The 21833-nt window shown below is 72.2% G+C and carries 20 protein-coding genes; all 20 read right to left on the bottom strand.

What is annotated here, in order from left to right; all coding sequences use genetic code 11:
* Positions 1-51: 51 nt before the first annotated feature.
* Entirely contained in the window at positions 52-1083 is a 1032-nt protein-coding gene (locus NIE111_RS20880) for a hypothetical protein (RefSeq protein ID WP_238686002.1), read from the bottom strand.
* Positions 1084-1125: 42 nt separating this feature from the next.
* A complete protein-coding gene (locus NIE111_RS20875; protein WP_091407730.1) occupies positions 1126-2070 on the bottom strand; it encodes an RluA family pseudouridine synthase in 945 nt (314 codons plus the stop codon).
* A complete protein-coding gene (gene lspA, locus NIE111_RS20870) occupies positions 2067-2681 on the bottom strand; it encodes a signal peptidase II (protein WP_238686001.1) in 615 nt (204 codons plus the stop codon). The genes NIE111_RS20875 and lspA overlap by 4 nt, the downstream gene beginning before the upstream one ends.
* A gap of 64 nt (positions 2682-2745) precedes the next feature.
* Positions 2746-3165: a TraR/DksA family transcriptional regulator gene (locus NIE111_RS20865; protein ID WP_124854350.1), complete on the bottom strand. Its 420-nt coding sequence runs from the start codon at positions 3163-3165 to the stop codon at positions 2746-2748.
* A gap of 225 nt (positions 3166-3390) precedes the next feature.
* The gene (locus NIE111_RS20860; RefSeq protein WP_238686000.1) at positions 3391-4890 is read right to left on the bottom strand and encodes a potassium/proton antiporter; all 1500 of its coding nucleotides are present in this window, start codon (positions 4888-4890) and stop codon (positions 3391-3393) included.
* A gap of 22 nt (positions 4891-4912) precedes the next feature.
* Entirely contained in the window at positions 4913-5224 is a 312-nt protein-coding gene (locus NIE111_RS20855; protein ID WP_274531436.1) for a DUF167 domain-containing protein, read from the bottom strand.
* A gap of 4 nt (positions 5225-5228) precedes the next feature.
* Positions 5229-5963 (bottom strand): hypothetical protein, encoded by a 735-nt coding sequence (locus NIE111_RS20850; RefSeq protein WP_238685998.1) that lies wholly within the window; start codon positions 5961-5963, stop codon positions 5229-5231.
* Positions 5964-6043: 80 nt separating this feature from the next.
* Positions 6044-6853, bottom strand: a complete 810-nt coding sequence (locus tag NIE111_RS20845) for a DivIVA domain-containing protein (protein WP_145795168.1) — start codon at positions 6851-6853, stop codon at positions 6044-6046.
* A gap of 44 nt (positions 6854-6897) precedes the next feature.
* On the bottom strand, positions 6898-7203 hold the full coding sequence (locus tag NIE111_RS20840; protein ID WP_030334503.1) for a YggT family protein: 306 nt from the start codon (positions 7201-7203) through the stop codon (positions 6898-6900).
* A gap of 30 nt (positions 7204-7233) precedes the next feature.
* A complete protein-coding gene (locus NIE111_RS20835) occupies positions 7234-7926 on the bottom strand; it encodes a cell division protein SepF (protein WP_238667380.1) in 693 nt (230 codons plus the stop codon).
* Between the two features lie 192 nt (positions 7927-8118).
* On the bottom strand, positions 8119-8862 hold the full coding sequence (locus tag NIE111_RS20830) for a YggS family pyridoxal phosphate-dependent enzyme (protein WP_238685997.1): 744 nt from the start codon (positions 8860-8862) through the stop codon (positions 8119-8121).
* Between the two features lie 9 nt (positions 8863-8871).
* Positions 8872-9987, bottom strand: coding sequence for a cell division protein FtsZ (gene ftsZ / locus NIE111_RS20825; protein ID WP_238685996.1), 1116 nt, complete (start codon positions 9985-9987; stop codon positions 8872-8874).
* Positions 9988-10232: 245 nt separating this feature from the next.
* On the bottom strand, positions 10233-11051 hold the full coding sequence (locus NIE111_RS20820) for a cell division protein FtsQ/DivIB (protein ID WP_238685995.1): 819 nt from the start codon (positions 11049-11051) through the stop codon (positions 10233-10235).
* Positions 11048-12613, bottom strand: a complete 1566-nt coding sequence (gene murC, locus NIE111_RS20815) for a UDP-N-acetylmuramate--L-alanine ligase (protein WP_238685994.1) — start codon at positions 12611-12613, stop codon at positions 11048-11050. The genes NIE111_RS20820 and murC overlap by 4 nt, the downstream gene beginning before the upstream one ends.
* Entirely contained in the window at positions 12610-13716 is a 1107-nt protein-coding gene (gene murG, locus NIE111_RS20810) for an undecaprenyldiphospho-muramoylpentapeptide beta-N-acetylglucosaminyltransferase (RefSeq protein WP_238685993.1), read from the bottom strand. The genes murC and murG overlap by 4 nt, the downstream gene beginning before the upstream one ends.
* A complete protein-coding gene (locus NIE111_RS20805) occupies positions 13716-15146 on the bottom strand; it encodes an FtsW/RodA/SpoVE family cell cycle protein (RefSeq protein ID WP_372488385.1) in 1431 nt (476 codons plus the stop codon). Before NIE111_RS20805 ends, murG begins: the two co-directional genes overlap by 1 nt.
* Before the next feature lie 432 nt (positions 15147-15578).
* Positions 15579-16703 (bottom strand): phospho-N-acetylmuramoyl-pentapeptide-transferase, encoded by a 1125-nt coding sequence (mraY, locus tag NIE111_RS20800; RefSeq protein ID WP_030334519.1) that lies wholly within the window; start codon positions 16701-16703, stop codon positions 15579-15581.
* The gene (locus NIE111_RS20795) at positions 16700-18097 is read right to left on the bottom strand and encodes a UDP-N-acetylmuramoyl-tripeptide--D-alanyl-D-alanine ligase (protein ID WP_238685992.1); all 1398 of its coding nucleotides are present in this window, start codon (positions 18095-18097) and stop codon (positions 16700-16702) included. Before NIE111_RS20795 ends, mraY begins: the two co-directional genes overlap by 4 nt.
* The gene (locus NIE111_RS20790) at positions 18094-19656 is read right to left on the bottom strand and encodes a UDP-N-acetylmuramoyl-L-alanyl-D-glutamate--2,6-diaminopimelate ligase (protein WP_238685991.1); all 1563 of its coding nucleotides are present in this window, start codon (positions 19654-19656) and stop codon (positions 18094-18096) included. The genes NIE111_RS20795 and NIE111_RS20790 overlap by 4 nt, the downstream gene beginning before the upstream one ends.
* 52 nt (positions 19657-19708) lie before the next feature.
* The coding region (locus tag NIE111_RS20785; RefSeq protein WP_238685990.1) for a peptidoglycan D,D-transpeptidase FtsI family protein at positions 19709-21833 on the bottom strand (2125 nt) is incomplete at its 5' end.

Here is a 21833-nt window from a genome sequence, read left to right as displayed (position 1 = left end):
AACCCAACCCTATTCGGACCACACCTCAGAGCGCACACCAGCCGGCGCAGATCACGACGACGGCGATGGCGGCGACGGCTCGGCGAGGGTGGCGTCCGGCGAGGTGGTGACACTCGGCGGTGCCGACTCGGTGGGCTCCGGCTTCGACGGTTCGGGTGACGGAATCGTCACGACTGGTGCGGGTTCCGACGATTCGCCCACTGGGGTCGACGGCGCCGGTGCGCTGATCATCGGTGCTGGCCGCTCGGACCGGGTCGGTGCGGGGCTCGGCCCGGTGTCGGCCGGCGGACGCACCACGTCACGCTGCTCGGGCAGCGGCGGTGTGAAGACCGTCCGGTCCAGCCGGTACACCTCGGGGGCCGGGTCGACCGCCCGTACATCCGGCCGGGCCGCGACACCACGCAGCGCCACCGGCGTCGCGCGAACCACCGCCGCGTAGACGCAGGCGCAGCCGGTGCGGTACGCGGCCGCCTCGGCGGCGGCCACCTCGGCGCCGCCGGCGTACTGCTCCCGCAACTCCCGCTCGCCCACCCCGTCGCCGTCGACCGCGGCGGCCCTGGCCCGATAGTCGGCAGCCTCGGTCTCCTTGCGCGCCGCCACCTGTTCCATTCCGGCGACCACGTCGTCGGGCACTCGCAGCGCGGGGATCTTGACGATCTCGGTCTGCCGGCCGGGCAGCGGAACCCGCCCGAAGACTGTCGAGACCCCGACGTCGCCGAGCACCGTCGCCAGCCGCTGCGGAGGAAGGTACGCGTCGAGCGTGACCAGCGCGTACGTCCCGCCCTCGGCGGCCGGCGGCGACGCGGGCAGCGCGGCCAGGTCGGCCGCGGCGGACCGCAGGTAGCCGGGGACGGAGTCGCCGTCGGCAACGCCGACCCGGGTCACCTCGCCGACCGTCCGGTCGCCGACCGGAGTGTCGTCGACGGCCCAGACGGCGGTGCCCAACACCGCCGCCGCGGAGAGGACCGCCGCCCAGCTGAGCACGCCGGAGCGCGCCGACCGGTCGCCCAGCCGGGCCACGGCCCGGGTCAGCGGCGGCAGCAAGCGCTGGTCCAGCTGCCGCAGCAGGTTGCCGGCGCGCACGGGCGGGATCCCCTCTGTGGAACGGTGTCGGGCGGTCGCCGCTCAGTCACGCAGGATCTGAAGCGCACGGTCCAGGTCGTCAGGGTAGTCGCTGACGAACCGGACCTCGTCCCCCGTTCGGGGGTGCAAAAAGCTCAGTTCGCGGGCGTGCAGCCACTGTCGGGCCAGGCCGAGACGGGCCGAGAGGGTCGGATCGGCGCCGTAGGTGAGGTCACCCACGCAGGGGTGCCGCAGTGTGGAGAAGTGCACCCGGATCTGGTGGGTCCGGCCGGTCTCCAGCCGGACGTCGACCAGACTCGCCGCCGGGAACGCCTCCAGTGTGTCGTAGTGGGTGATGCTCGGCTTGCCGCCGGAGACCACCGCCCAGCGGTAGTCGTGGGTGGGGTGCCTGTCGATCGGCGCGTCGACGGTGCCCCGCAGCGGGTCCAGGTGACCCTGCACCACCGCGTGGTAACCCTTGTCCACCTCGCGGTACTTGAAGGCCCGCTTCAACGCCGTGTACGCCTGCTCGCTCTTGGCCACCACCATGATCCCGGTGGTGCCCACGTCGAGTCGGTGCACCACGCCCTGGCGCTCGGCGGCGCCACTGGTGGAGATGCGGTGCCCGATCGCGGCGAGCGCGCCGATCACCGTCGGCCCGGTCCACCCGGGGCTCGGGTGCGCGGCCACCCCTACCGGCTTGTCGACCACGACGATGTCGTCGTCGGCGTAGACCACCCGCAGGCCGGGCACCGCCTGCGGCACCACTGTCGGCGGTGCCACCGGAGCGGGCAGCGTGACGTCCAGCCAGGAGCCGGCCTTCACCTTGTGCGAGTTGGGCCGGGCGGAGCCGTCGACCAGCGCGTCCCCGGCGTCGACAAGGGCCGCGGCGGCGGTGCGGGAGAGCCCGAACAGGCGGGACACGGCCTGGTCCAGGCGCATGCCGTCGAGGCCGTCCGGAACCGGAAGGGAACGGTGGTCGCCGCCAGCGGCGAACGCGGAGGTCATGCCCGCTCCCGCTGCTCGGCGCCCGACGTGGCGTCCGTGGTGGCCGGGTCGCCGTCGCGCCCCGCCCGTCGGCCGTCACGTTGGCGGCCGGTCAGCTCCAACAGGACGGCCAGCAGCACACCGCAGACCAGCGAACTGTCCGCCAGGTTGAACACCGGCCAGACCTGACCGTACGGGTCGAAGAGGCTGATCATGTCGACCACGTGCCCGTGGAACGGGGACGGCGCCCGGAAGATCCGGTCGACGAGGTTGCCCAACGCGCCACCCAGCACCAGGCCGAGCGAGACCGCCCAGGGCAGCGAGCGCAGCCGCAGTGCCATCCAGACGATCCAGCCGACCACACCGATGGTGATCAGTGGGAAGACCCAGGTGTGGTCCGCGCCGATGCTCCAGGCCGCGCCGCTGTTGCGGGTCAGGCTCAGGTAGACGAACCCGCCGAGCAGGCGGACCGGCTCCCGGTCGGTCAGCGCGGCCAGCGCGAGGTGCTTGGTGACCAGGTCGGCCACCAGGGCCACCAGGGCGACTCCGGCGAGAATCGCGACGGCCCGGGGCCGGCGGGTCCCGCCGCCCGGATCGGTGCGGCCGGGTTCGGCGGACGGTACTGCGGTCATGCGCTCCCCATCGACAGTCTTGGCGGTGATCGCTCACCGTCTCATCGCCGCCGGGGAACGGACCTCAGCGCCGCTCCTCCAGCTGCTTGCACGTCACACACAGGGTGGCCGACGGGAAGGCGGCGAGGCGCTCGACCGGGATCGGGTTGCCGCACCGCTCGCACCAGCCGTAACCACCCTCGTCGAGGCGCTCCAGCGCGCGCTCCACCTGCGTGATCCGTTCCAGAATGCTGTTGGCGAGAGAGATCTCCTGCTCCCGCTCGAGCGTCTTGGTGCCCGTATCGGCCTGGTCGTCCCCGGCCGAGTCGGTCAGCCGATCGCGCTGCAGCTCGGTGATCTCACTCAGCGTCTGATCGTACTCGGCGCGAAGCTCGTCCCGCCGCGCCGCCAGCGCCGCCCGGATCTTCTCGGTCTCCGCGGTGCTGCGGGTGGCCTTCGCTGCCGGCTTGCGCCCGGCGGTCCTGGTGTCGGATGGCTTCGCCATGGGTCGCTCCCTCGGCCGGGGAGCCGCGCGGTCCGCGGCGCCTGGTCAGGGGGCGCCGACCAAGGCGTCCCCTATGTACGAAAAGGGGCGCACGGCGACGATGGCCGCGCACTCCGGAGATTGGCAAGAATACGGAACGTACAGGCGTCCGACAACGTGCCGCACCGTCGCTCCGTCTAACAGCCCCTAGCCCTGCCTAACTGGGGCAAAGGGAACGCTAGCAGATCAGTTGGGCACCTCATCCCCGTACTCACCAAACCATCGGGCCAGACGACCCCGCCGACTGACCGCCCGCAACCGCCGTTCCGCCGCGTCCCGCACCCCGGCGGTCGCCACGATCAGCAGACTGTCGCCGGTCTTCAACCGGGTGTCCGGCGCGGGCACGAAGCCCACGCCGTCGCGCAGCACCAGGGTCACCGACGCGCCCAGCGGAAGGCGCAGCTCGTCGACGTGCACGCCGGCCAGCCGCGAGCCCGTTGGCACCTCCACCTGGAGCAGGTCCGCCCGCATTCGCTCCAGCGGCGCGGTCTCCACGTGGATCTCGGCGGCCTCGGCCGGCGCTGTCACCCGCAACCGGCGGGCGAACGGCCCCAGCGTCCCGGTCTGCACCAGCGTGAAGATCACCACTAGCACGAAGACCACATCGAAGAGCCGCTCCGCGCCGGGCACCCGTTCGGACAGCGGAATGGTGGCCAGCACGATCGGCACCGCCCCGCGCAGCCCGGCCCAGGACAGGAACGCCTGTTCTCGTAGGCCGACCCGGAACGGCAAGGCCGACACGGCCACCGACAACGGCCGGGCCAGGAGCACCAGAGCCAGCCCAGCGACCACAGCGGGCAGCACCGCCGCGTCCAGCCGGCCCGGCGAGGCCAGCAACCCGAGCAGCACGAACAATCCGATCTGGGCTAGCCAGGCCAGCCCGTCCGCGAAACCGAGGATCGCCTGCCGGTGCGACAGGCGGGCATTGCCGAGCAGCACCCCGGCCACATAGACGGCGAGGAAGCCCGAGGCGTGCAGAACGGCCCCCGCCGCGTACGCCAGCACGGTGATGCCCACCGCGGCGATCGGGTAGAGCCCGGCCGAGGGCAGCGCCGCCCGACGCAGCGCCCAGGTGCCGGCGACACCAGCGGCGACGCCCACCGCCACGCCGACGCCCAGCTCGTAACAGACCAGCGCGGCCTCGTACCACCACGGGTGCGCGAAACCCTTGTGGGACAGCAGCACCACCAGCAGCACCACCGGGGCGTCGTTCATCCCCGACTCGGCCTCCAGGGTTGCCACCAGCCGGGGCGGCAACCGCAGCCGGCGCAGGGTGGCGAAGACGGCCGCCGCGTCGGTGGACGAGAGCACCGCGCCGTAGAGCAGCGCCAACCGCCAGTCCAGCCCCAGCAGTAGGTGCACGGCCACGCCGACCACCACGATGCTGACGATCACGCCGACAGTGGAGAGCGCGGAGGCCAGCCCGAGCACCGGGCGCAGCGTGGTCCACCGGGCGGTGAGGCCGCCCTCCGCGATGATCACGATCAGCGCGCAGAAGCCGAGAGTCCGGGTCAGCTCGACGTCGTCGAAACGGATGCCCAGCCCGCCCTCGCCGATCGCCACGCCCAGGGCCAGGTAGACCAGGAGGCTGGGCACACCGAGCCGGGTGGAGAGTCGCACAGCGCCGACAGCTACCAGCAGCACTGCCGCACCGAGCAGCAGCGCGATGTCCAACCCGGGCGTCACGGCTGCCTTGCCTGGGCTGTCCTCACTCGGCGGATCCGTCGCGCAGGCGGCGCAGCACCTCGGGCAACTCCGGGCTGGGCCGATCGACGAGGAAGAGCTTGTCCCGGCTGGCCGCGCCGGCACGCAGTGACACCGCTGCCGGTCGGACGCCCAACGCGCCGGCCAACGCCCGGCGGGCGGCCTCGGTTGCCCGACCGTCGACGGCCGGGTCGTGGACCGCGATCACGAGGGCGGGCCCGTGCGGGCCGTCGAACCGGCCACCCACCCGGTCCCGGGAGGCGCCGGGCTTCACCCGTACCGCCACGGTGAGCGTGTCCTGCGCGGGCACCGGCAACGCTTCAGATCGGCCGGGCGTCGGCGAGGAGAGCGGTCGCCGGCGCGCAGTGCGCGCACGGGGTGAAGCCGAGTTCCACGGCCTCGGCGACCGGCAACGTCTCGGGCTGCCAGCCGATCAGGTGGGGACAGCCGTCCAGGTGGTAACGGGGGCGGCCGTCGACGACCTCGACGGCGTCGAGCAGTCGGGCCACCCGGGCCGCCTCGGCGGCCGTGAGCTGCTGGGCGGCCGGCTCGTCGACCGCCGCGACCGCCGGGTCGAACACGTCGTCGGTCGACGCCGCGAACGGCGACGCCGGGCTGACCGGCCGGGCCCGCGCGGGTGCCTCGTCCGCCGCACTCACCAACGGCGACGCGTCATCGATCGGCGGCGCATGGTCGATCAGCGGCGCATGGTCGACCGGCGGCTCGGGTGGTTGCCGCCACCCGGTGCCGCCGGTACCAAACGTCGTGGGCACGTGCTGGACCGGCACCTCCGGCTCGACCAGCGGCGGTCCGTACGCGACACCCGGTGTGGCCTGGCTGGCCGTGTGGGGTGCGTCGGGGTGCCGTCGGTCGGTCCGGCCGGGATCCGCCATGGCGCGGTTGGCGGCTGCCTGGCGGGCGCCCACCACCAACGCCACGGCGGCCAGCAGACTGGCCGCGATGGAGATGACCAACAAGAAGCTGGAACCACCGGCCAGGCCGAGCACCAGTAGCACCACCGCGACGAGGATGAGCAGGAGACTTGCGACTATCACGGCTCACCCCCGCCGCGTCGAACCGTCCAGGCCGGGCCGGCGACCGTCACCATTGGCGGACAGCGATCGCCGGCCGGTGCTCAGCGTCCGGCTTCGAGGGCGCCGGAACGCCCGCCGCCGCCGTACGAACCAGCGAGACCTGCTGCGGCCAGCCCGTTGCCGCCAGCGACCCGGCCGGCTTCGGAGCGGGTCATCTCGGCCTCGAGGCCCTGGCCACGACCGTCGAGGTCACGCAGCTGGCTCTCCAGGTACGCCTTGAGCCGGGTGCGGTACTCGCGCTCGAACTGCTTGAGCTCCTCGATGTGCTTCTGCAGAGCCGTGCGCTTGGCGTCCAGGCCGCCCATGGCCTCCTGGTGCCGCTGGCGGGCGTCCCGCTCAAGGGCGTCAGCCTTGGCGCGCGCCTCCCGGGTCACCTCCTCGGCCTTGCTGCGAGCCTCGGACAACAGCGAGTCGGCCTCGCGGCGAGCGTCGGACACGTGGTCGTCGGCGGTGCGCTGGGCCATCATCAGCACGCGCAGGGCCTGCTGCTCACCGTCACCGGTGACGCCGCCGGCCGGGCCGCCGGTCGCGCGGACCTGCTCCAGCTCGGCCTGCATCGCGCGGGCAGCCTGCTCGGCCGCCGACTTGTCGCGCTGCACCCGGTCCAGTTGGGCCTTGACATCGTTGAGCTCCGCCGCCAGTCGGGCGTCGCCGCCGGGGCCGGCGGGGGCACCGCCACGGCCGCCGCGCTCCACCTGGGCGCGCAGCTCGTTGTTTTCCTCGATGAGACGGGCGAGCTCGCGCTCGACCTCATCGAGGAAGGCGTCGACCTCCTCCTCGTCATACCCCCGTTTGCCGATCGGCGGCTTTTTGAAGGCGACGTTGTGGACGTCGGCCGGGGTCAGCGGCATCGAAACTCCTCGGGTCAGTTGCGGCCGCGAAAGCGCGTCGGTCATCAGGCAGATGCCCTGATCGACGGCCCTAACACGAACTCCATCAGCACGAACAGGATAACCAGGAGCACAAGGGAGGCCAGGTCGATGCTCACGGTACCAATTCGCAGCGGAGGGATCACACGCCTCAACGCGTTGAGAGGGGGATCAGTGACGCTCCACACGGATTCCAATCCTGCCGATGCTCCACGCCCCGGTTGCCAGCGACGGCCGTACTGCAGGACGGCGCTCAACACGAACCGGGACAGAAGAAGGAGCAGGAAGACATAAAGGATCAGATACAGCACTTGCAGTAAGATCGACAACACGGTCAGCGACGTCCCTCGGGTCGGGCGGGATCAACTCAGACTGAAAAAGCCGCCCTCAGCGATCTTGGCTTTGTCCTCTGCGGTGACCTGGACGTTAGCCGGTGAGAGCAGGAACACCCGATTGGTCACGCGCTCGATCGTACCGCGCAGGCCGAACGCCAGTCCGGCGGCGAAGTCCACCAGACGGCGGGCATCGGCCTCATCCATCTCGGTGAGATTGATGATCACCGGGACGCCGTCGCGGAAGTGCTCGCCGATCGTGCGCGCCTCCCGGTAGGTGGTGGGGTGCAGCGTGGTGATCTGGTAACGCTGCTCCTCCTCGGGCAGGGCCCGCTCACGCGACGTGACCTGCGGCGCGAGGGCCAGGTTGTCCCGAGTGTGGTAGGTCAGCGCACCGGAGGTCTCGCCCGCCGACGACCGGGTGATCGACCGGACGCTGGACCGCTCGATCCGCTCCGGCCGCTCACCGTCCCCGCGCTCGGACTCGCTCAACCGCCCGCTCGACCGCTCGGAGAGTCGACCCCGCCCACTGTCGCGCGGCCGGGGAGCCGGCGGCTCCTCGGCGTCATCCTCGTCGTCGTCGGCGAACTCCTCGGCGTACCGGCTCTGCCGGTAACGCGAGTCGCGGTAGCCACCCTTGTCGTAGCCACCGTCGTCGTAGGCCCGCTCGTCGTCTTCTTCGACCAGACCGAGCCAGACCCCCGCCTTGCGCAGTGCACCCATCCCGCGCCCTTCCGTCCGCCGTGCGGCACGCGCCCCCGTGCCATGTCGCCCGTCGCGAGTGGACAACCATGCCCATCGGACCGGAACGGCAATCCCCCAGGCGCGCGATTCGCGTCGCGCGCCACGACCCCCGACTAGGAGACGCCCGCCCCTGAAACAACACTGATGTAATTTGCTTGTCTCGCGGTCAGGCTACCGCAGCGTGGGACGCATTCCGAGCAACGCGCTACCGACGCGGACATGTGTCGCGCCGTAACGGATCGCGATGTCGAAATCTCCGCTCATACCGGCGGACAGCGCGGTGGCTCCCGGATGGACGGCCCGAAACGCGTCGGCGACCTCCGCGAGCCGGGCGAACGCCCGCTCCGGCTCCCAGCCCAGCGGAGCGACCGCCATGAGACCGACCAGACGCAACCCCGGCGCGTCGGCCACCGCCTCGGCCACCGGCTCCAGGCCGGCGGCCGGATCCGCCGAGCCGGGCAGGGCTCCGCCCCGGGCCGCGTCGCCGTCGATGCTCACCTGGACCAGAGCGTCGAGCGGCTCCTGCCGGTCGGCGGTCGCGGTGGCCAACGCCCGGGCCAGCCGGACACTGTCGACGGAGTGCACCACGTCGGCGTAGCGGACCACCGAGCGGGCCTTGTTTCGCTGCAACTGGCCGATGAAGTGCCAGCGGGGACGCACCCCGGCGGCAGCCACCTCGGCGGCCTTGCCGGCTGCCTCCTGGTCGCGGTTCTCCCCCATGTCGGTCACCCCGAGCCCAGCCAGCGCCAGCACGTCGCTGGCCGGGTAGGTCTTCGTCACCGCGATCATGGTTACCTCGGCACTGTCCCGGCCGGCCTGCGCGCAGGCGTCATCGACCCGGGACCGAACCTGGGCCAGACCGGCGGCGAGTTCGGCGTGCCGATCTGGACGTACCGTGGCTGTGCTGTCGGTCATCGGCGGTGCTCAGGACCCGTTCTTGAGGAAGTCGGGAACGTCCACGTCATCGAAGAGCACGCGACGCGGCGACTGGGCCGGAGTCGGGTTGGTGGCCGGCGTCGGCGCCGGGGTGCTCTGCGGCGCCGGCTGGTTGGTGTTGGACTTGCGGGTCGGCTCGGCCGCCTTGTACGCGGGCGTGCCGCCGTCGAAGCCCGCCGCGATGACGGTCACCCGCACCTCGTCACCGAGCGCGTCGTCGATGACCGCGCCGAAGATGATGTTGGCGTCCGGGTGAGCCGCGTCGGTGACCAGCTGGGCGGCGTCATTGATCTCGAACAGGCCCAGGTCGGAGCCACCAGCGATGGAGAGCAGCACGCCCCGCGCGCCGTCCATGCTCTGCTCCAGAAGCGGGCTGGAGATGGCCGCCTCGGCCGCCTCGACCGCGCGGTTCTCGCCGCGGGCGCTGCCGATGCCCATCAACGCGCTGCCGGCGCCGCTCATCACGCTCTTGACGTCGGCGAAGTCCAGGTTGATCAGACCCGGGGTGGTGATCAGGTCGGTGATGCCCTGCACACCCGAGAGCAGCACCTGGTCGGCGGTACGGAACGCGTCCATCATGCTGATGTTGCGGTCGCCCAGGGCCAGCAGCCGGTCGTTCGGGATGACGATCAGCGTGTCGCACTGGTTGCGGAGTTCGTCTATCCCCGTCTCGGCCTGCACCTGGCGACGCTTGCCCTCGAAGGAGAACGGCCGGGTCACCACGCCGATGGTCAGCGCGCCGAGCTTGCGGGCGATGTTGGCCACCACCGGCGCGCCGCCGGTGCCGGTGCCGCCGCCCTCGCCGCAGGTCACGAAGACCATGTCGGCGCCCTTGAGCACCTCTTCGATCTCGTCGCGGTGGTCCTCGGCGGCGTTCTTCCCGACGTCCGGGTTGGCACCGGCCCCCAGGCCACGGGTCAGCTCCCGACCGACGTCGAGCTTGACGTCGGCGTCGCTCATCAGCAGCGCCTGCGCATCGGTGTTGATCGCGATGAACTCGACGCCCTTGAGCCCAACCTCGATCATCCGGTTGACGGCGTTGACGCCGCCACCCCCGATGCCGACGACCTTGATGACCGCCAGGTAGTTGTGCGGAGGTGTCATCTCCGGTCCTTTCCTTCGAGATTGGCTTCGGCCGACCGGTTACGGCGTGGCCAGACCAGCGGCCGACGACAGCTGTCACCAACGAGGATCAGGGGTAAACCCTAACCCTCTACTAGAGGCTTACAGTTATGTCAACCACTGAAGCTCTTCGAGGCAACGTAAGCGCCACCACGCGATGAGCCAAGGACCCGGACGGCGTGTCGCCGCGCGGAGCGCCACGGGTCACGTCCGCGCACGCTCACCGGTCAACGAAAGGTCACCACATCCGGCGCGCTCACGTCGATGCGGTCGGTGTCCTCGTCGAGCAGCGCGGTGGCCACCCGAGCCTTGTCCGTACCCCGGGTGGCGTCGCCCCAGACCACCGTCCGGTCGCCTCGCAACCGCAGACTGATCCGGGCCAGACCCGCCACGTTCACGTCCACCAGCTCCGCGCGTAGCTGCGGCGTCAGCGCGACGAGCACCTCCAGCGCGGCCCGGGTGCCCGGGTCGTCGGCGGCCGGTCGGGCCACAGTCACCTGTGGCAGGTCGGCGGGGCGTCGCTCCACCGTCCGAAACGCCACTCCGCTCCGGTCGATCAGGGCGAACACCTCGCCCTGCGGCACCACCGCCACAGCGGTCCGCTCGGTCACCCGCACCACCAGCGCGCCGGGCCAGTCCCGGGAGACGGTGGCCCGTTCCACCGCCGGCAGCGCGCCGACCCGACGGGCGACGGCGGCCAGGTCCACCCGGGCCAGCGGCACACCGTCCGGCACCCCGACCGCGTCGTGCACCTGCACCGGAGTGACCAGGTCGGCACCCTCCACGCGCACCTCCCGCACACCGAACAGCCCGGTGCCGAGCACCGTCCACGCGACCAGCCCGGCCAGGGCGAGCACCCCGGCGGCCACCGCCCACGGCAGCGCCGCACGCATGCGACGCTGCCGGGCACGAGCCATGAACCGGCGGGTCGAGGGCGGTACCGCGTCGCGGCCCGCCCGGACCAACTGCCACCGCCGGGCCGGACCGCGGCGCGGGGCGCCACCGTCGGCGGCGCTGGTCCGCCCTCGAGCCGGACCGGGACTCATCCGGCCGCGGGCGCCGAGCCGCCGGGCACGGCGGTGCCACCGAGAGCCGCGCCGTCGCCGCCGGCCGTCGCCCCACCCGGCACCGGATCACCGATCGCCGGGGTGGTGGCCACCGGGTCGACGGTCGCGGTCGGTGTCGAGCCGGCCGAACGCTCACCCAGGGCGGCCAGCAGCTCGTCGCCCATCAGCGAGATCGGCGGGGCGCCCATGGTGACCACCACGTCCCCGGAGCGGGCGCGACGGGCCACCTCGACCGGCGCCTGCTCCCACGACTCCACGAAGACCTTGCGGTCGGCGGGCAGATCCACCGCCGCGATCAGCGCCGCCGAGCCCTCGCCGGGCTGACGCAACTCACCCGGCCCGAAGACCTCCAGGAGCACCACCTCGTCGGCGATGGCCAGCGCCTCGGCGATCTCCGCCTGGTTGTCGCGGGTGCGGTACAGCCGGTACGGCTGGAAGACGACGATCAGCCGGCCGTCCCCGGCGACCTCGCGCAACGTCTGGTTCGCCAGGGTCATCGAGGTCGGGTGGTAGGCGTACTCGTCGTAGACCAGCACGCCGTCCGCGACACCCTTGCGCTCGAAGCGCCGTCGCACCCCGGGGAAGACCGCCAGCGCGGCCTCCGCCGCCTCCAGCGGCAGTTCCAGCAGGTACGCGGCCAGCACCGCGGCGGCGCTGTTCAGCCCCATGTGCCGTCCCGGCACCGGCAGCCGGAACTCGCCCAGCGACCGGCCGTCGACAGCGGCCAGGTAGCGCACCCCGCGCGCGGAGGACACCATCTCGGTCAACCGCAGGTCGGCGTCGGCAGCCTCGCCGTAGGTGAACACCCGTCGCCCCTCGGACCGCAGGCTCTCGGCCAACCGTCGACCGCCCGGGTCGTCGGCGCAGGTGATGATGAACCCGTCCGGGTCGGTGAGGCGGGCGAACTCCACGAACGCCGCCTCCAGCGTCGCGTAGTCGCCGTAGGTGTTCAGGTGGTCCGCCTCGACGTTCGTGATGATCGAGACGTACGGGCGGTAGATGAGGAACGAGCGGTCGCTCTCGTCCGCCTCGACCACGAAATGCTCGCCGGTGCCGTGGTGGGCGCCCGAGCCGACCTCGGAGATCTCCCCACCGATCACGAAGGACGGGTCCACACCTGCCTGCTGGAGCACCATCGTCACCATCGACGTGGTGGTGGTCTTGCCGTGCGTGCCGGCGACGGCCACCGCCCGACGGCCGGTCATCGCCGCGGCGAGCGCCTCCGAGCGGTGCAGCACCCGCAGGCCGCGCCGACGCGCCTCGACCAGCTCCAGGTGGTCCTGGGGGATGGCCGACGAGTAGACCACGGTGTCGACGCCGTCCAGGTTGGTCACCTCGTGGCTGAGGTGGATGGTGCCGCCGAGCGCCCGCAGGCCGGCCAGCGAGGGCCACTCCCGCAGGTCACTGCCGGAGACTCGGATGCCGCGGGTGAGCAGCAGCCGGGCCACGCCGAGCATGCCCACCCCACCCACTCCGATCAGGTGGACGGCGCCCAGGTCCTCGGCGGTGAGCGTGCCGGCCGGGGTGAACTGCGCGGTCATCGGGCCACCGCCGCCAGCACGAAGGACCGCAGCGCCTCGTCGCCGTCGCGCCGGCCGTACGACCCGGCGGCGGTACCCATGTTGTAGAGCCGCTGTGGGTCGCGGATGAGGGGGATGACCGTGCGCTCCAGCCAGTCCGGGGTGAGCTCCGCGTCGTCGACCAACAGACCACCGCCGGCCTCCACCACGGGCAGCGCGTTGCGTCGCTGCTCCTGGTTGCTGTGCGGGTACGGCACGTAGATCGTGGGCAGCCCGATCGCGGACACCTCGGCGACGGTCATCGCCCCGCCCCGGGCCAGCATCAGGTCGGCGGCGGCGTAGCCCAGCTCCATCTCGGACAGGTACGGCAGCGTCACGTACGGCACCGGCAGGTCGGTGGGGATCGGCACCGGCTCGTTGCGGGCACCCATCACGTGCAGCACCTGCACGCCGTTGCGGGCCAACTCCTTGGCCGCCCCGGAGACCGCCAGGTTGATCGAACGGGCGCCGGACGAGCCGCCGGACACGAAGAGCACCGGCAGGTCCGGGCGAAGCCCGAAGTGGGCGCGGGCGGCGTTGCGTAGCGCGTACCGGTCCAGACCGGCGATGCTGCGGCGCAGCGGCACACCGACGACTGTGGCGTCCCGCAGCGACTCGGCCTGGCTCGGCTGGTTGGGGAAGCCGACGGCCACGTTCTTGGTGAACTTCATGCCCAGCTTGTTGGCAACGCCCGGCGGCACGTTCACCTCGTGGATCACCATGGGCAGCTCACGACGCCACGCGGCCAGGTAGGCCGGCACCGAGACGTACCCGCCGAAGCCGACGACCACGTCGGCGCGCACCTCGTCGATCACCTTGCCCGCGGCGCGCGCCGCGGTCCACATCCGGCCCGGGGTGCGGACCAGGTTCATGTTGACCGAGCGGGGCAGCTGGTACGCCGGGATCTGCCGCAGGTCGTAGCCCTGCGGCGGGATCAGGTCGTTCTCCATGCCCCGGGGTGTGCCGAGGCAGGTGATCCGGACGCCCGGGTCGTGTCGGCGCAGGCAGTCGGCGAAGGCGAGCAGCGGGTAGACGTGCCCCCCGGTGCCACCTCCCGCGAGCACCACCGAACGCAGCGGACCCATCAGCGTCTCCTCTCGCTCGCCGTACCCTTGCGGCTGCGGTCCTGTCGGACCCCGCGCGGCGCGGCCTGATCGTCATGGCGCCGCTCGCGGGACCGGGGCACGGACCCTCGGCCAGCGGGTGGCGTCGCCGGTCGGCGACGCCGGCCGGGAAGCGGCGGCAACGGGGCCCAGAGTAGTCGGACCCACCGGGCCGGCGGACGGGCATGCAGTGCTCTGGCCGCATCGGGTTCGGCGCGGGCGAAGGACGCCAGCATGCCGATGCCGGCCAACGTCACCACCAGGGCACTTCCGCCGTCGGAGATGAACGGCAGCGGCAGACCGGTGATCGGCAGCAGCCCGACCACCCCACCGATGTTGATCACGGCTTGGCTGACCAGCCAGGTGGTCACGGCGGTCGCGGCGAGCCGGCGGAACGGGTCGTCGACCCGCCGGGCGATCCGGAACCCGGTGTACGCGATGACCGCGAAGAGGCTGAGCACCACGACGCACCCGATCACGCCCAGTTCCTCGGCGATGATCGCGAAGATGAAGTCGTTGTGCGCCTCGGGGAGCCAGTCCCACTTCAGGCTGCCCTTGCCCAGCCCGACACCGAACCAGCCACCGTGCTCGATGGCCAGCCGTCCCTGGTAGAACTGGAGGCAGTCGTTGAGCTTGCAGGTCTCCGGGTCCGGTGGGTTGAAGAACATGTCCAGCCGGGCGAGGCGGTAGTTGTCGGCGCCGCGCTCGCCGGAGCCGGCGCCCAGCGAGGCCACCGCCACGAGCAGGCCGATCCCGACCAGGCCGGCCGTGGCCAGGGCGCCGAAGACCCGCATCCGCACCCCGGCGGCCCAGAGCAGGCCCACGACCAGGGCCAGCAGACAGAGCATCGTGCCGGTGTCGTTGTATCCGACCAGGACGAAGAGGAGGCCGACCACCGGGAAGAGCGGGGTGGCCAGTTCGCGCCACCAACCGAGCGCGGCGCCCTTGCGGGCGACAAGGTGCGCACCCCAGAGCACCATCGCGAACTTGGCCAGCTCGGAGGGTTGTAGCTGGATCCCGCCGACGAACAGCCAGTTCAGATGCGCCTCGACCGGCCCGAAGCTGGCCGAATCCTGACCGGTCAGCCGGGCGAACGCGACCAGCAGGTTGAGCACCACCAACAGCCCGATCGAGGTGAACAGCAGCGGCCGCCCCAGCGAGCGGTAGGTGCTGGCCGGCAGGCGCTGGCAGACCCAGAACGCGCCGATGCCGATCACCGCGAAGATGGCCTGCTTGGTCACCGAGGCCGAGGCGTTGCCGTCCTCGGCGTAGTCCTTCACGCTGGTCGCCGAGAAGACCATGGTCAGCCCGATCAGCAGCAGCAGGCCGGCGCAGGACAGCAGCAGGTAGTAGGAGGTCAGCGGCCGGTCCAGCAGGCCGCGCAGAGCGGCGAGCCCGCCGGCCGCGTCGATACCGCGCAGCGGGGTCGCCGCCACGGCCTCCGGCTCGCGTCCCGCCGGCCCGGGCTCCCGCGCCCCCGGCCCGGATTCGCGGGCCGCCGCGCCGGGTTCCGGGCCGCGCGCCCCGGTGGCCAACGGTGTACGTCCCGACGCGCCCGGCGACCGACGCGCCCGCCCGCCTGTCCTGCCCTCAGTGCCGATGTCCTCCCCCACCCCGACATCATCACCGTTGAACACGCCCCACCGCCCCACAACGCCCCACCGGGCGTGTCGAACCCGTCCCCGCGCCGCCCTCCCGCCGCCCCCACGCCGCCCCACGCCGTCTTCCCGCGTCGATCTTGCACTTTCCGTGCCGGCGAAACACTCACAAAAGGACGTTTCGCCATCCGAAAGTGCAAGATCGACGGATGAGGGGGTGGGCGCGGGGCGGGCAGGCCCTGCGGATCAGGTCATGTTGGCGAGGAACTCGCTGTAGAACAGGCCCAGGGCGATGGCGACGCCGATGCCGGCGATGATCCAGAAGCGCACCACGATGTTGACCTCGCTCCAGCCGGCCAGCTCGAAGTGGTGCTGGAGCGGAGACATTCGGAACACCCGTTTACCGGTGGTCTTGAAGGAGATGATCTGGATCACCACGGACATCGTGATGATCACGAAGAGCCCACCGATGATCGGCAGCAACAGGATGGTGCGGGTGGACATCGCCATGCCGGCGATCAGACCGCCCAGCCCCAGCGCCCCGGTGTCGCCCATGAAGATCCGCGCCGGGGAGGTGTTCCACCAGAGGAAGCCCACACAGGCCCCCGCCGCCGCCCCGGCGATCAGCGCGATCTCCAGCGGGTCGCGAACCTCGTAGCAGTACGGCTGGGTGTAGTTCGGGTCGGCACACCAGTGCCGGTACTGCCAGAACGCGATCAGCGCGTACGCGGCGAGCACCATGACCGACGCGCCGGTGGCCAGACCGTCCAGGCCGTCGGTGAGGTTGACGCCGTTCGTCGCGGCCATCACCACGAAGATGAAGATGATCACCGCGCCGACCTTGCTGACCTCCAGGAAGTCGATGTCCCGGATGAAGCTCAGCGTGGTGCTGCCCACCGTCTCGGTGTTGGTCGCCAGGCCCGAACCGTTGGTCATCGTGCTCGGGAACCACAGCGCGATCACCCCGAAGACCGCACCGACCAGGATCTGGCCGAGCAACTTGCCGCGCTTGTTCAGCCCGGCGCTGTTGCGCTTGCGCACCTTGAGGAAGTCGTCGAGGAAACCCACTGCGCCGGAGAAGACCATCAGCCCCAGCAGCACCAGCGCCGTGATGGTCGGCTCCACCTGGGCGATCTGCTGGTCCGGCAGGGTGGTCAGGGCGAGGTGCCCGGCCACGTACGCGATCACAGTGGCCAGGATGAAGACCACGCCACCCATCGTGGGCGTGCCCTTCTTGCCCTGGTGCATGGCGGGGCCGTCGGACCGGATCGGCTGACCGGCCTTGAGCCGGGTGAACACCTTGATCGCGATCGGGGTGCAGAAGAGCGAGACGAGGAAGGCCACCCCGATGGCGACGATGACCGCCCTCATCGGGTCGGCTCCCCACCGGCGTCGGCGCGCAGGGCGTCGGCCACCTCCCAGGTGCGGTACCGGGAGCCCTTGACCAGGACGACATCACCCGGTCGTAGTTCGCTCCGCAGCACCTCGACGGCCGCCGCCTGATCGGTGAGCAGCACCGACTCTCCTCCCCAGTTTGCTACAGCTGTCGCGCCTTCGTGGATCGGCGCGGCCGGCTCACCCACCACGAGCAGCCGGTCGACACCCAGCTCGGCCGCGAGTTGGCCGACCTCGGCGTGGCCGTCGTACTCGAACGGGCCCAGCTCGGCCATGTAACCAAGCACCGCGACGGTACGCCGCCCCTGACCCATGCTGGCCAGCGCCCGCACCGCGACCGCCATCGAGGCCGGGTTGGCGTTGTACGAGTCGTCGATCACTGTCACCCCGTCGGGACGGTCGAAGACGTCCATCCGTCGGGTCGAGACCAGCCCCAGCTCGCCGAGGGCCGTGGCCAGCTCGGTCAGTGGCATGCCCAGCTCCCGGGCGACCGCCGCCGCGGCGAGCGTGTTCCCGACCTGGTGACGGCCGGCCAGCCGCAGCCGCACCGGCGCGCGCCCCTCCGGGGTGACCAGTGTGTACGACGGGTGCCCCCGCTCGTCGAGCGTGACGTCCTCGGCGCGCACGTCGGCATCGGGCGCCTCGCCGTAGCGGACCACCCGGGCTTGGGTGCGGCTCGACATCGCGTCCACCCGGGGGTCGTCGGCGTTCAGCACTGCCAGCCCGTCCGGCGGCAGCGCCTCCACCAGCTCGCCCTTGGCCAGGGCGATGGCGTCCTGCGAGCCGAACTCGCCGATGTGCGACGTGCCGACGTTGAGCACCACGGAGATCCGGGGTGGCACCAGCTCGCACAGGTACCGCACGTGCCCGACCCCGCGCGCGCCCTTCTCCATCACCAGGTAGCGGGTGTCCGGGTCGGCCCGCAGGGCGGTGTACGGGTGCCCCAGCTCGTTGTTGAACGAGCCGGGTGGCGCCACGGTGGCCCCGAGTCGGGCGGTGAGCTGACCGATCAGGTCCTTCGTGGTGGTCTTGCCGGACGAGCCGGTCACGCCGATCACGGTCAGCCCGGGCAGCCGGTCCACCGCCGCGCGGGCCAGTCGGCCCATCGCCGTCAGGGCGTCGTCGACCAGCACCATCGGCACCCCGGGCACCTCTCGGCTGCCGAGCACCGCCACCGCGCCGGCCTGGATCGCCGTCGCCGCGTAGTCGTGCCCGTCGACCTTCTCTCCCGGGAAGGCCACGAAGAGCGAACCGGGCCCCACCTTGCGCGAGTCGAACTCCACCGATCCGGTGACGGTGGCGGCCGGGTCGGCTGCCACCAGCCGCCCGTCGACCGCCGCGGCCACCTCGGCCAGGCTCAGCGTGATCACCGCTGACCCGCCAGGTCCCCGAAGCGGGCCCGCAGCGCCTCGGCCAACTCGATGCTGTCGTCGAACGGGAGCACCTGGCCCGCCACCTCCTGGCCGCGCTCATGGCCCTTGCCGAGCAGCGCGATCACGTCGCCCGGCTCGGCCAGCCGCACCGCCTCGTCGATCGCGGCACGGCGGCCCGCCACCTCGATGATCCGAGCGGCGGTGCCGGCCCGGTACGCCCCGGCCAGCACCTCGGCGCGGATCTCCCCCGGGTCCTCGGTGCGCGGGTTGTCGTCGGTCACCAGCACCACGTCGGCTCCCTCCGCCGCGGCGGCGCCCATCACCGGCCGCTTGCCCCGGTCCCGGTCCCCACCGGCGCCGATCACACAGATCAGTCGGCCGGCACTCAACTCACGCAGCGCGGCCAGCGCTGCCACTATCGCGTCAGACTTGTGGGCGTAGTCGACCACCCCGCGCACCGGCGCGGCCACGTCGACCAGCTCCAGCCGGCCCGGGACGCCCCCGCAGGCGGCCACACCGGTCGCCGCGGTCACCGGGTCCACCCCGGCCCCGACCAGTGCGGCGATGGCCAGCAGCGCGTTGGCCACGTTGTGCCGGCCGGGCAGCGCGACACCGGCGGACACTGCCACGCCGTTCGGGCCGTGCGCGGTGAACCGCTGCGCGTACCCCTCGCCGCCCACCCCGTCGGCCCACCAGGTCGCGCCCTGCTCACCGGCCGCCGAGTAGGTGACAGTGGTCGGCTTGAGCAGCGGCTTCAACGCCGGGTCGTCGTGGTTGAGCACCTCGACCGCGCAGCGCCCGTCGAAGAGCTGGGCCTTCGCGGCGAAGTAGTCGTCGCTGTCGGCGTGGAAGTCCAGGTGGTCGGAGCCGAAGTTGGTGTAACCACCGACGGCGAACCGCACACCGCCCACCCGGCCCATGGCCAGCGCGTGGCTGGAGACCTCCATGACCACGGCGGTGACCCCCCGCTCGCGGGCGGTGGCCAACATGGCGTGCAGGTCGGTCGCCTCGGGGGTGGTGCGGACACTGTCGATCACCAGATCACCGAGCCGGGTCTCCACGGTCCCGACCAGCCCGGTGGTGTGCCCGGCGGCCCGCAGCCCCGACTCGATCAGGTACGCGGTGGACGTCTTGCCCGCGGTGCCGGTCACCCCGATCACTGTGAGGTCGGCGGTCGGGTCGCCGTAGACGGCCGAGGCCAGCTCGCCGAGCACGGCGCGCGGGTCGGGCACCACCAGGGTGGGCAGGCCGGTTCCCGCCGCCAACTCCGCGCCGGCCGGATCGGTCAGCAGCGCCACGGCACCCGCCTCGACGGCGCCGGTGGCGAACTCCGCACCGTGCCGACGGGCACCGGGCAGCGCCGCGTAGAGGTCGCCGGGGCGAACCTCCTGGCTGGCGTGGGTGACCCCGGAGACGACCACCGCGGCGGCGTCCGCCGGAAGGTCGACGGCGAGCCGGACGGCGAGATCACCGAGCCGGACTCCGGTCACGGTACGTGGACGTGGATTGCCGGGCACGGCGTCAGACCCTACCCGGTCGTCCGGTTCCGGCCGCACAGCCGCCCCGGTGGTTCGTCGGCACTCACCGATGATGTCCCGCCGTTGCTGCTCAGCGCGGATAGACCACGAACTTGGGCGCGGATCCGCCGGTCGACGGCGGCACCCGGTAGTGACGCAGAGTGAACTGCATCATGTCGCGGAACGCCGGATTGGCGATCGCCGCGCCCCCACCGTTGGGCGCGTAGACGAAGACGGCGATCACGTACCGGGGGTTCTCGGCGGGGGCCATCCCGATGAACGAGGACACCTCACCGGGCTGCTTCTTGCCGTTCACCAGCCGCCACCCGGTGCCGGTCTTGCCGGCGACCCGGTAACCGGGGACCGCGGCGGTGACGCCGGTGGCGTGGTCGACGGTGGTGACCGCCTCCAGCATGGTGCGCAGGGCCGCGGCGTTCTGCGGGCTGAGCACCGACCGGGTCACCGGGGCCGGCCCGGGGGTGCGCTTGCCGTCCGGGCCGATCACCTCCTTGACCAGGTGCGGCTGCACGTACGTGCCGTTGTTGGCGATGGCGGCGTACGCGGCGGCCATCTGCAGCGGGGTGGCGTCGACGCTGTGCCCGATCGGCACCGACCCCTGCGAGGATTCGCTCCACTCGTCGGCCGGCAGCAGTCGCCCGCTGGCCTCCCCGGGCATCCCCTCGCCGGTGGGCTTTCCCAGCCCGAACCGCTTCTGGTAGTCGATCAGCCGGTCCGGACCGAGCTCGTCGGCGATGGTGATCGTGCCGACGTTCGACGAGAAGGCGAGCATCCCCGGCACGCTCATCCGTTTGCCGTTGGCGGGGTGCGTGTCGGAGAACCAGGTGTCGCCCTTCTTGATGCTGTTGGCGATCGGCAACGTGGTGTCCGACGTGATCACTCCCTCCTGCAACGCCGCGCCGTAGGTGATCGCCTTGTGCACCGAGCCGGGGTCGACCACGAAGCTGGTCGCGGCGTCCTCCCGGGCGACCGGGTCGCTGGGCGTCGGCTTCGCCGCGTCGTAGGTGGGGTTGCTGGCCTGGGCCAGCACCGCGCCGGTGGGAATCTCCATGACCACGGCGGCGCCGGTGCCGCCCGGCGCCTGGGCCATGCCCGCGCTGAGGATCTGCTGCGTCCGGAACTGCAGGTCGCGGTTGAGGGTGAGGGCGAGCGAACTACCCGGCTTGGCGGGAGTGGTCCGGCTGTAGCCACCCGGGATGGGCGCGGCGAGGTCGCCGAGGCCGGCCTCGTACACGCGCTTGCCGTCCTGGCCGGCGAGCACGTCGTCGTAGCGGGCCTCCAGCCCCTCCAACCCGTCCATGTCCTGGCTGGTGAAGCCGATCAGGTTGGCCGCCAGGTCACCGCCGGGCACCTCGCGACGCTCGTCACGGTGCACCCCGATGCCGGGCAGCTCCAGCGCCTGCACGCGCTTGGCGGTCGGGATCTCCACGCCCCGGGCCAGGTAGGCGAACGTGGACGACTTGCCGTTCTCGAGCTTGCGCGGCTTCATCAACTCCATCAGCTTCGACACCGGGATGCCGAGCAGCGGCGAGAGCGCCTTGGCGACGGCGGCGGAGTCCTCCACCTCGGTCGGGTCGGCGTACACGTACCGCGCCTCGACACTGCGGGCCAGCGGCGCGCCGGTGCTGTCGTAGATCCCGCCCCGCGGCGCCGGCAGCTCGACAGTGCGGAGTCGGTCGGCGATGCCGCCCCCGGCGTACGCCGGAGCGTCGACCGCCTGGAGGAAGATCAGCCGGATCCCGATGGTGGCGAAGAGCGTCAGGGCGAGCACGGTGCCCAGCCGCAGCCGCAGCCGCGAGTCGGCCAGCTTCGGCGGGCGTCGTGGCTTGCGCGACGGCCGCCGGGCCGCCGGTCGGTCGGTGCGCCGCGGCGCGCGTGGCGTGGTCCGGCGGCGCGGCGGCGGCTCGTCCCCACCCGGGCCACGGGGGGTTCGCGGCGCGACGGTGCGCACCACCCCACCGCGTCCGGCCGCCGGAGCGTCGCGCCGGCCGGACCGGGCGGCGGCCCGACCGCCGTCGAGCACCTGCAACGCCGGCCGGAACGGGTCACCGGACCGGCTGCTGCGCGGCGTACGCCGCTGCTCGGCGCCCTGACCGCGCGCCGGCGTGCCGCGCTCCTCGCGGACGGTCCGACCCCTCGGGGTGTACGCCCGGGCGCCGGAGATGCCCCCGATGCCCGGCTCACCGGTGCGCGGCTCG

The sequence above is a fragment of the Micromonospora hortensis genome (assembly GCF_022230935.1).
Lineage (GTDB): Bacteria > Actinomycetota > Actinomycetes > Mycobacteriales > Micromonosporaceae > Micromonospora > Micromonospora hortensis.
This window is presented reverse-complemented; position numbering and strand designations above follow the sequence as displayed.